Source organism: uncultured Aquincola sp., from assembly GCF_964001545.1.
In the GTDB taxonomy this organism is placed as follows: Bacteria; Pseudomonadota; Gammaproteobacteria; order Burkholderiales; family Burkholderiaceae_C; genus Aquincola.
Genome location: NZ_CAXFDV010000196.1, coordinates 1 through 9,941, shown reverse-complemented (window position 1 = coordinate 9,941; position 9,941 = coordinate 1). Strand labels below are relative to the sequence as shown.

The following is a 9,941-nucleotide window of genomic DNA, read 5'->3' as shown; positions in this document are numbered from 1 at the left end:
GGCGTGAGCAGCCACAGCCCGAGCACGAAGATCACGTCGCCGCGCGCGGCCAGTGGCCACCAGTCCAGCCCCACTTCCCACAGCGACCATGCCACGGTGCCCAGCACCAGCAGCGCATACACCAGCAGCGAAGCGGGGCTGCCGCGCCACAGCAGCAGTGCCGTGACCAGCAGCGCCAGGCCCGCCACCGCGTAATAGAAAGAGCCGCCCAGCGCCACCAGCCAGGCGCCGCCGCCCAGCAGGGCCAGGCCGGCCAATGCAAAGAAGAAGGCCGTGGCGGTGGGTCGCCGCCCGGCCGAACTCGAGATCATGTTCATGCCGGGGCGTCGGCAATCGCTGTTCCTGCGCGTCGGCGCGGGCTGCGGTGACACTTGCGGGGTCGTGGCCCGTCCGCAGGCTTGGCATTTGCCGTCGACAGTGCCCAGGACCACGATGACTTCCCAACCCACCTCCACGCCCCCGGCCGCCGTCGCCCCACCCGCCGATGAGGTGTTCATCGGCGATGGCGAGATGGCGCGGCTGATGCGCGCCCACGACTGGTCGGCCAGCGCGCTGGGGCCGGTGCAGGCCTGGCCGCATGCGCTGAAGGTGGCGCTGCGGCTGCTGCTCACCTCACGCTTCGAGATGTGGCTGGGCTGGGGCCCGGACATCGCCTTTTTCTACAACGATGCTTACCGGCCGACGCTGGGCGACAAGCACCCGCATGCGTTGGCCATGCCCACCCGGCAGCTGTGGTCGGAGATCTGGCCCGAGATCGAGCCGCGGCTGACCCGTGTGTACCAGCACGGCGAGTCCACCTGGGACCGCGCGCTGCGGCTGGTGCTGCACCGCCACGGCTACCCCGAAGAAACCTTCCATACCTTCTCGTACAGCCCCTTGATCGGCGACAGCGGAAAGGTGGAGGGCGTGTTCTGCGCCGTCAGCGAAGAGACCGACCGCGTGATCAGCGAGCGGCGGCTGGCCACGCTGCGCGACCTGGCCACCGGCCTGTCCACCGCCAAGAGCCGGGCCGAGGTGCTGCGCAGCGTGGAAACGCAGCTGGCCGCCAGCGAGGTGGACCTGCCCTTTTTTGCCGGCTACCTGTTCGATCAACCGGCCGGCGCCGACGACACGCCGGTGGCGCACCGCGTGTGCGGCAGCGGGCTGCCGCCGCTGCATGGCGCAGCGCCACCGCAGCTGCCGTGGCCGGCCGAGCTGCAGGCCGAGGGACCGCTGTCGGCCGACTGGCCCTTGCAGGCGGTGTGGCGCGGCGCGCCGGCGCGGCTGCTGGAACTGCACGAGTGCCTGTCGCCCGCACTGCTGCAGGCACTGCCCACCGGGCCCTTCGGCCAGGCGCCCACGCAGGCCGTGGTGGCACCGCTGATCGGCCGCGGCACCGACCGGCCGCTGGGCGCGCTGGTGGTGGGCCTGAACCCTTTCCGCCGCTGCGACGAGGACTACCTGGCCTTCCTGCGGCTGGTGGCCGGCCAGATCGCGGCCAGCCTGGCCAGTGCCGATGCCTTCGAGGCCGAACAGGCCCGCGTGGCCGAAGAACGCGACCGCCTGCAGCGCATGTTCCAGCAGGCGCCCAGCTTCATGTGCCTGCTGGCCGGGCCGGAGCACCGCTTCGTGCTGGTCAACGACGCCTACGCCAGCCTGGTGGGCCACCGCGAGCTGCTGGGCCTGACCGTGCGCGAGGCCTTGCCCGAGGTGCGCGGCCAGGGCTTTTTCGAGCTGCTGGACGAGGTGTACAGCACACGCCGGCCCTATGCCGGCCGCAACGTGCCGGTGCACCTGCTGCGCGAGCCCGGCGGCGTGCCCGAAGAACGTTATGTGCACCTGATCTACCAGCCGCTGCTGGACGACGAAGGCCAGGCCACCGGCATCTTTGTCGACGGCTACGACGTGACCCACCAGCGCCGCGCGGAAGAGGCGCTGCAGCAGCTCAACGACTCGCTGGAGCAGCGGGTGCAGGCCCGCACCGCCGAGCTGGCGCTGGCCATGGACCAGCTGCGCCGCGAATCGGCCGAGCGCGAGGCCGCGCAGGAAGCGCTGCGCCATGCCCAGCGCATGGAGTCGCTGGGCGCGCTCACCGGCGGCGTGGCGCACGACTTCAACAACCTGCTGCAGGTGGTCAGCGGCAACCTGCAGCTGCTGTCGCGCTACGTGGGCAGCGATGCGCGGGCGCAGGAGCGGGTGCAGAAGGCGCTGGCCGGCGTGGCCCGCGGCGCCAAGCTGGCTTCGCAGCTGCTGGCCTTCGGCCGCCGCCAGCCGCTGGAGCCCAAGGTGGTGAACCTGGGCCGCCTGATGCGCGAGATGGACGACATGCTGCGCCGGGCGCTGGGCGAGGAGATCGCGCTGGAGACGGTGGTCAGCGGCGGCTTGTGGAACACCTTCATCGACCCCGGCCAGGTGGAGAACGCGGTGCTCAACCTGGCCATCAATGCCCGCGACGCGATGGGCGGCGCCGGCCGCCTGACGCTGGAAGCCGGCAATGCGATGCTGGACGACGACTACGCCCGCATGCACCCCGAGGTACAGCCCGGCCACTACGTGATGCTGGCCGTCACCGACACCGGCAGCGGCATTGCGCCGGAGCTGCTGGACCGGGTGTTCGAGCCCTTCTTCAGCACCAAGCCCGAGGGCAAGGGCACCGGCCTGGGCCTGTCGATGGTGTACGGCTTCGTCAAGCAGTCGGGCGGCCACGTCAAGCTCTACAGCGAGGTGGGCGAAGGCACCACGGTGCGGCTGTACCTGCCCCGCGCCCACGCTGGCGAGGACCTGCCCACCGGCCCGGCCGACACCGAGTCACAAGGCGGTCATGAAACCGTGCTGGTGGTGGAAGACGACGACGAGGTGCGCGACACCGTGGTGTCGCTGCTCACCGAGCTGGGCTACCGGGTGCTGAAGGCACGCGACGCCGCCAGCGCCTTGAGCGTGATCGACAGTGGCACCGCCATCGACCTGCTGTTCACCGACGTGGTGATGCCCGGCCCGTTGCGCAGCCCCGAGCTGGCGCGCCGCGCCCGCGAAAGGCTGCCCGGCATCGCGGTGCTGTTCACCTCGGGCTATACCGAAAACGCCATCGTGCACAACGGCCGGCTGGACGTGGGCGTGGACCTGCTGTCCAAGCCCTACACCGCCGAGGCGCTGGCGCGCAAGGTGCGTCAGGTGCTGGGGCGGCCGCGGTAGTCGGTCCAGCACTGGCGCTGGTAGTCGTACAGCTTGCAGGCCCGCGCGGTGCGGGCGTACCAGCGCCATGAAAAGGGCTGCACCACGATGCAGCCAGGCATGCGCTCTTCCAGCAGCTTCTGCGCACGCTTGAGGCGGTACAGCGGCACGCTCATATCCACGTGGTGGGCGGTGTGCTCCATGATGTGGTGCAGGGCACTGCCCATGGCCGAGCGGAAGGTCAGGTGCACCGTGGTCGAGACGAAGGGCTGCGCCGCGGCCCAGCTCTTCTTGTCCTGGTACCAGGCCACGCCGGTGTGCGTGTGGTGCACGTACACCACGAAGCCGATGAAGCCGTTCCACACCAGGAAGGGCAGCACGAAGCCCACCGCCACCAGCCAGGCGGCCGATTGGCCGGTGGCGCGGGCCGCGGCCACCAGGCCGGCGATCCACACGGCCGCGGCGGCGGTCACCAGCAGGCCATCGGCGGTGAAGATGGCGCGCCGCGTGGGCATGTGCCGCTTGCTGGGAAACAGCATGCGGGCCCACCAGATCTCGACCAGGTAGTACAGCCACGGTGCCCAGCCGCTGCGGTAGACGCGTTCCAGGCCACGGCGCCAGCGCGGCAGGGCCTGGTATTCGGCCAGGGTGCGCGGCTCCCACACGAAGTCGAAGCCCTTGAGGTTGGTGTAGCCGTGGTGCACCACGTTGTGCCCCACCTCCCACAGGCTGTAGGGCGTGAGCGAAGGCAGGAACACGAGGCGGCCCAGCCAGCGGTTGAGCCGCCGGTGGCGGGTGAAGGCCTGGTGGCAGGCGTCGTGGCCGAGGATGAAGAGCCGCGCGATCACGAAGCCGGTGACGCAGGCCATGCCCACCTGCACCAGGGGGTGCGAAGCCAGCACGGTGGCGGCCAGGGCCGCGGCGAAAAAGAGGATGTCGAACACCGTCAGCGCCAGGGCGCGTGCAGTGCTGCGGGTGGCGATGGGCGCCATCCAGGCGCGGATGTCCTTGCGGTGCGGAATGGCCGCAGCCAGGGTCTCGCGGGGGGCAGTGGTCGTCATGAAGCCAGGGTCACAGAAGATCGCGCAAGGCTAGACGGCCGGCGCGCCAGGTGGCTTGACGCCGATCAAGCCCCGGACGGCGCAGGCTGTCACCTGTCTAGACAGGTGGCGCGCGGCCTGGCCGGTTTACAAGCGGTAGCACGCCGACACGCGGCCACGCTAAGGTGTGGTGAACGACAGGCGCGACGGCTCTGCACATTGGGGGTGGGCCCCTAAATTGCTTGTATCCGGGGCTGTAACTTGCCGCTGAGGGTGAACCCCCAGCCGGAGCCCGGCTGGTTTGCGTCTATAGTCCGCGGCTTCGCGAACGGCGCGACCAGGCCACCCACAAGGTAGCAGAAGCATCGAGGCAGTCCGCCGACCCTGGCCGGACCTGGAGGAATTTGAGTGGATTTTGCTGAACAGCAGCGCCGACCAACCAAGCATCTGGTCGGCTTTGGCATTGTGGTGTTGATGCACCTGCTCCTTGGCTGGGCGCTCGTCAGTGGGCTGGCCCGCAAGGTGGTTGAGGTGATCAAGGCGCCGATCGAGACCAAGATCATCGAGGAGGTCAAGCCACCTCCGCCGCCGCCCGAGAACCTGCCGCCGCCGCCCAAGCTGGCGCCGCCCCCGCCCAGCTACGTGCCGCCGCCCGAGATCAACGTGGCGCCGCCGCCCACCCCGGCACCGACGATCACCACCACCCAGGTGGCGCCGCCGCCTGCGCCGGTGAACATCGCCCCCGCGCCGGCCCCGGCTGCGCCCCCTGCCCCGCCCGCACCGCCGGCTCCGCCGCGCGTGGGCACGGCCGCACGCATCGACGTGTCTTCCTGCGAAAAGCCGGAATACACCCGCGCCGCGCTGCGTGCCGAGGCCACCGGCACCACCCGCATCCGCTTCACCATCGACGCGACGGGCAAGGTGGCCAAGGCCGAGATCGAGAAGTCCTCGGGCCCGACGCGGGAACACCGCGCGCTCGATGCCGCGGCGGTCGAGGCACTGGGCAAGTGCCCGTTCCGCCCGGGCACCGACCCGGAAGGCAAGCCCATCGGCGGCGCCATCGCCACCGTCGAGTACGTCTGGAAGATCGAGTAGCGGGCGCACCGCCCTCGCTTTGCGTTTCACCCGCGTGCCGGCACTGCGCCGGCCGCCATCTGTTCCCGTCGGAGAAAACCTCATGTCCCTGACCAAGTTCCTGCGTGCGGTCGTGCTGGCCGTCGCCACCAGCGCCACCCTGGTCCCCGCCACCGTCGCCTTCGCCCAGGCCGCCTCCGAGCCTGCCGCGGCGGCCGCCACCACCGAAGCGCCCGCCATCACCCCGGCCGTGGCCAATGAAGTGGTCGAGAATCCCTACGGCCTGGGCGCGCTGTGGGCGCAAGGCGACTTCGTCGCCAAGGGCACGCTGATCATCATGGTCATCATGAGCATGGGCAGCTGGTACATCATCTTCACCAAGCTGTTCGAGCAGCAGAAGCTGCTGAACTCGGCCAATGCCGCCGGCAAGAGCTTCTGGACGGCGGGCAGCGTGCGCGCCGGCGCCGACAGCCTGGAAAAGGGCAGCGCCTTCCGCTACATCGCCGAGCAGGGCCTGACCGCCAGCGAGCACCACGAAGGCACGCTGGTCGAGCAGATCGACCTGCACACCTGGGTGACGATGAGCATGCAGCGCGCCGTCGACAACATCCAGAGCCGCCTGCAGGACGGCCTGGCCTTCCTGGCCACCGTGGGTTCCACCGCGCCGTTCGTCGGCCTGTTCGGTACCGTCTGGGGCATCTACCACGCACTGACCGCCATCGGCATCTCGGGCCAAGCCTCGATCGACAAGGTGGCCGGCCCCGTGGGTGAAGCGCTGATCATGACCGCCATCGGCCTGGCCGTCGCGGTGCCCGCGGTGATGGGCTACAACTGGCTGATCCGCCGCAACAAGAGCGCGATGGAAAAGGTGCGTTCGTTCAGCAGCGACCTGCACAACGTGCTTATCGCCGGCAAGCGATGAATGTCGGCCCCCTCCGCTGCGCCTTTGGCGCTGCTCCACCCCCCGGGGGGGTCCGCGGTCGCCTTGGGGCGGCCCGGCGGCGGCCGCGGAGGGCCCTCTCTTTGAAGCAAGGATGACGTCATGGCGATGAACATCTCATCGGGCGACGACGGCGAAGAAGCGCTGAACTCCAGCATCAACACCACGCCGCTGGTCGACGTGATGCTGGTGCTGCTGATCATCTTCCTGATCACCATCCCGGTGGTCACGCAGTCGATCAAGCTCGACCTGCCGAAGGAAAAGAACGTCCCGACGCAGACCAAGCCCGAGAACATCGTGCTGGCCGTCGACCGTGAAGGCGATGTGTACTGGGGCGTCGAGCGGCTGCCCGACATCGAGACCCTGGTCGCCCGGCTCAAGGACTCGGCCGTCAAGGAACCCCAGCCCGAAGTGCACATCCGCGGCGACGCCGAAGTGCGCTACGAAGCCGTCGGCCGCGTGGTGGTGGCCTGCCAGCGCGCAGGCATCCACAAGGTCGGCTTCATCACCGAGCCGCCCGCGGGCATCGCCGCCGGCCGCTAGGAGACTCACATGGCAATGAATGTAGGCAGCGGTGGTGGCGACGACGACGTGATGGTCGACATCAACACCACGCCGCTGATCGACGTGATGCTGGTGCTGCTGATCATGTTCATCATCACCATCCCCATCCAGACGCATGCGGTCAAGATGAACATGCCGGTGCCCAGCAACGCACCGCCACCGCCCAAGCCGCCCGAGGTGGTGCGCATCGACGTGGACTTCGACGGCACCATCGGCTGGAACGGTGAGATCGTCAACGGCCGCGCCGACCTGGACAACCGCCTGGCCCAGATCGCCGCCCTGCCCGACCAGCCTGAGGTGCACCTGCGCCCCAACAAGCTGGTGACCTACAAGCACGTGGCCGGCGTGATGGCCAGCGCGCAGCGCCTGGGCGTGACCAAGATCGGCCTGGTCGGCAACGAGCAGTTCACGAACTGATTTGACTGAAGTCCCCCCCATGCGAAACACCCTCCAAGCACTGATCGCCGCGCTGCTGGCCGCGGGCTTCGTGGCCCACGCCGGTGCGCAGCAACTGCGCCCCGAGATCGGCAAGCCGCTGCAGCAGGCCGGTGAGCTGCTCAAGGCCGGCAAGGCCAAGGAAGCGCTGGCCAAGGTGCGCGAGGCCGACGCCGTGGGCAACAAGTCTGCCGCCGAGCAGCTGACCATCGACCGCATGCGCGGCGCAGCCGCCCAGCGCGCGGGCGACACGCAGGCCGCCATCAATGCCTTCGAGTCGGTGTACGCCTCGGGCAAGTTGAGCGGTGCCGAGCAGGGGCAGGTGGCCGAATCGCTGGCCTTTGCCTACTCGCAGGCCAAGAACTGGGCCAAGACCGGCGAATGGGCGCAAAAGGCCAAGGCCGCCGGCCGCAACACGGCCGAGCTGAACCAGCTGATCGCCTATGTGCAGGCGCAAAGCGGCGACTACGCGGCCGTGGCCCGCGACGCCGGCGCCGCCGTGGCCGCCGCCGAGCAGGCCGGCCGCAAGCCCGCCGAAGACGACCTGCTGCGCCTGGCCGATGCCTACCAGCGCACCAACAACGCGGCCGGCCATGCCACCGCGCTCGAGAAGCTGATCCTCCACTACCCGAAGAAGGACTACTGGAGCGCCTACCTCAACAACGTGCAGCGCAAGCCCGGCTTCTCGTCGCGCCTGTCGCTGGACGTGATGCGGCTGAAGCTGGCCAACGGCCTGATCACCACCACCGAGCAGTACATGGAAATGGCCCAGCTGGCGCTGCAGGCCGGCCTGCCCGACGAGGCCAAGGCCATTGTCGACAAGGGCTTTGCCAGCGGCGCGCTGGGCACCGGCGCCGAGGCCGAGCGCCACAAGCGCCTGCGCGACCTGGTGCTCAAGCAGCAGGAAGAAACCAAGGCCGGCCTGGCCAAGGCCGAGACCGAAGCTGCGGCGGCCAAGGACGGCAACGAGCTGGTGAAGGTGGGCACGGTGTACGCCTCGATGGGCCAGGCCGACAAGGGCGCGGGCCTCATCGAAAAGGGCATCGCCAAGGGCAGCCTGAAGCGCCCCGACGACGCCAAGCTGCGGCTGGGCTGGGCCCAGCTGCAATCGCCCGCCACCCGCACCAAGGGCCTGCAGACGCTGCGCAGTGTGGGCGGCAACGACGGCACCGCCGAGATCGCACGCGCCTGGGCGGCCCTGGCCCGGCAAGGCTGACCGCACTGCAGCCCCGGGCGGCAGCTGCCAGAATCGGCTGCATGACCGCCCTGCCCGACTACCTGGAGCCGCTGGGCGATGGCATCTACGCCATCGACACCGGCTTTCAACGCCCCCGCTTCGACGCCGCCTACCTGATGGTCGAAGCAGGCCGCGCCTGCTTCATCGACACCGGCACCAACCACGCAGTGCCGCGCCTGCTGGGCGCGCTGCAGGCCCTGGGCCTGGGGCCCGAGGCGGTGGACCATGTCATTCCCACCCATGTGCACCTGGACCATGCCGGCGGCGTGGGGCTGCTGATGCAATCGCTGCCGCAGGCCCGCGTGCTGGTGCACCCGCGCGGCGCCCGCCACCTGATCGACCCGCGCATGCTGTACGCGGGCGCACTGGCGGTGTACGGGCAGGAAGAAATGGACCGCTCCTACGGCCAGGTGATCGGCGTCGACGCCGAGCGGGTGAGCACCAGCGAAGACGGCATGGTGCTGCACCTGGCCGGTCGGCCGCTGCGCCTGATCGACACGCCCGGCCATGCGCGCCACCACCACTGCATCTGGGACGAACGCAGCAGCGGCTGGTTCACCGGCGACACCTTCGGCATCAGCTTCCGCGAGTTCGACCTGCCGGGCCGCACGGCCTTCCTCTTTCCCACCGCCACGCCGGTGCAGTTCGAGCCGGGGCCGCTGCGCGAATCGGTGCAGCGGCTGCTGCAAAGCCAGCCGCAGTGCATGTACCTGACCCACTATGGCCGCGTGACCGAGGTGCCCGCACTGGCCGATGAGTTTCTGCTTCAGCTGCAGCAGATGGAAGCCATGGGCGCCGAGCTGCGCCATGCGCCCGACCGGCACGAGGCCTTGAAGGCCGCGCTGCGCCGCATGTATGCCGAGCGCCTGCGCGCCACCGGCCGCCAGGGCGACGACGCCGAGCTGGACCTGCTCAAGCTCGATGTCGAACTGAACGCCCAGGGCATGGCCGTGTGGCTGGACAGATCGAAGGAGGGCGCATGAACCCGCGTGACGAGATCAACTTCGGCCTGCGCGGCCGCGTGGCCGTGGTCACCGGTGCTTCGCAAGGCATCGGCGAAGCCTGCGCCCGCCGACTGCTGCGCGAAGGTGCCGCCGTGGCCCTGTGGGACGTGGACGATGCCCGCGGCGAAGCCTTGGCGCAGGCGCTGCAGGCCGAAGGCGCCCGCGCCATCTACCAGCACTGCGACGTGGCCAGCAAGGCACAGGTGGACGCAGCCCTGGCCGCCACGGTGGGCGCCTTCGGGCCGGTGAATGCGCTGGTCAACAACGCCGGCATCTTCCGGGCGGCCGACTTCCTGGACATCACCGAAGCCGACTGGGACGCGGTGATCGCGGTGAACCTGAAGGGCTCGTTCCTGGTGGGCCAGGCGGTGGCGCGCGTGATGGCGGCCCACGGCGGCGGCGCCATCGTCAACATGAGCTCGGTCAACGGCCGGCTGGCCATTCCCAGCATCGCCAGCTACAACGCCAGCAAGGGCGCCATCGACCAGCTGACGCGG

At 69.7% G+C, this 9,941-nt stretch carries 9 protein-coding genes and 1 pseudogene; 8 read left to right on the top strand and 2 right to left on the bottom strand.

The features are described from left to right. Positions 1 to 317, bottom strand: a pseudogene (locus ABNT58_RS06860) (membrane-bound PQQ-dependent dehydrogenase, glucose/quinate/shikimate family); the annotation flags it as partial. Between the two features lie 115 nt (positions 318 to 432). Between ABNT58_RS06860 and ABNT58_RS06855 the strand changes: the two are divergent. Then, on the top strand, positions 433 to 3,171 hold the full coding sequence (locus ABNT58_RS06855) for an ATP-binding protein (protein ID WP_348752756.1): 2,739 nt from the start codon (positions 433 to 435) through the stop codon (positions 3,169 to 3,171). On the opposite strand, the gene ABNT58_RS06850 is transcribed toward ABNT58_RS06855, so the two are convergent. Then, positions 3,147 to 4,211, bottom strand: a complete 1,065-nt coding sequence (locus tag ABNT58_RS06850; RefSeq protein ID WP_348752755.1) for a fatty acid desaturase — start codon at positions 4,209 to 4,211, stop codon at positions 3,147 to 3,149. The two genes, ABNT58_RS06855 and ABNT58_RS06850, sit on opposite strands and share 25 nt — an antisense overlap. A 453-nt stretch (positions 4,212 to 4,664) precedes the next feature. On the opposite strand from ABNT58_RS06850, the gene ABNT58_RS06845 reads away from it, so the two are divergent. From ABNT58_RS06845 to ABNT58_RS06815, 7 genes are all read left to right on the top strand, one after another. Next, on the top strand, positions 4,665 to 5,285 hold the full coding sequence (locus tag ABNT58_RS06845; protein ID WP_348752754.1) for an energy transducer TonB: 621 nt from the start codon (positions 4,665 to 4,667) through the stop codon (positions 5,283 to 5,285). Positions 5,286 to 5,367: 82 nt separating this feature from the next. Next, positions 5,368 to 6,186: a MotA/TolQ/ExbB proton channel family protein gene (locus tag ABNT58_RS06840; protein WP_348752753.1), complete on the top strand. Its 819-nt coding sequence runs from the start codon at positions 5,368 to 5,370 to the stop codon at positions 6,184 to 6,186. 120 nt (positions 6,187 to 6,306) lie between these two features. Continuing rightward, on the top strand, positions 6,307 to 6,747 hold the full coding sequence (locus tag ABNT58_RS06835) for a biopolymer transporter ExbD (protein WP_348752752.1): 441 nt from the start codon (positions 6,307 to 6,309) through the stop codon (positions 6,745 to 6,747). A gap of 9 nt (positions 6,748 to 6,756) precedes the next feature. Next, complete coding sequence (locus ABNT58_RS06830) at positions 6,757 to 7,185, top strand: biopolymer transporter ExbD (protein WP_348752751.1); 429 nt, start codon at positions 6,757 to 6,759, stop codon at positions 7,183 to 7,185. Between the two features lie 19 nt (positions 7,186 to 7,204). Further along, positions 7,205 to 8,419 (top strand): hypothetical protein, encoded by a 1,215-nt coding sequence (locus ABNT58_RS06825; protein ID WP_348752750.1) that lies wholly within the window; start codon positions 7,205 to 7,207, stop codon positions 8,417 to 8,419. Between the two features lie 41 nt (positions 8,420 to 8,460). Continuing rightward, entirely contained in the window at positions 8,461 to 9,423 is a 963-nt protein-coding gene (locus ABNT58_RS06820) for an MBL fold metallo-hydrolase (RefSeq protein ID WP_348752749.1), read from the top strand. Further along, a partial coding sequence (locus ABNT58_RS06815) for an SDR family oxidoreductase (protein WP_348752748.1) occupies positions 9,420 to 9,941 on the top strand: 522 nt, incomplete at its 3' end. The genes ABNT58_RS06820 and ABNT58_RS06815, both read left to right, overlap by 4 nt.

Bases quoted from the DNA above. Each gene is read 5' to 3' on its own strand.
- ABNT58_RS06855 (WP_348752756.1), top strand. From the start codon at position 433: ATGACTTCCCAACCCACCTCCACGCCCCCGGCCGCCGTCGCCCCACCC.
- ABNT58_RS06850 (WP_348752755.1), bottom strand. From the start codon at position 4,211: ATGACGACCACTGCCCCCCGCGAGACCCTGGCTGCGGCCATTCCGCAC.
- ABNT58_RS06845 (WP_348752754.1), top strand. From the start codon at position 4,665: ATGCACCTGCTCCTTGGCTGGGCGCTCGTCAGTGGGCTGGCCCGCAAG.
- ABNT58_RS06840 (WP_348752753.1), top strand. From the start codon at position 5,368: ATGTCCCTGACCAAGTTCCTGCGTGCGGTCGTGCTGGCCGTCGCCACC.
- ABNT58_RS06835 (WP_348752752.1), top strand. From the start codon at position 6,307: ATGGCGATGAACATCTCATCGGGCGACGACGGCGAAGAAGCGCTGAAC.
- ABNT58_RS06830 (WP_348752751.1), top strand. From the start codon at position 6,757: ATGGCAATGAATGTAGGCAGCGGTGGTGGCGACGACGACGTGATGGTC.
- ABNT58_RS06825 (WP_348752750.1), top strand. From the start codon at position 7,205: ATGCGAAACACCCTCCAAGCACTGATCGCCGCGCTGCTGGCCGCGGGC.
- ABNT58_RS06820 (WP_348752749.1), top strand. From the start codon at position 8,461: ATGACCGCCCTGCCCGACTACCTGGAGCCGCTGGGCGATGGCATCTAC.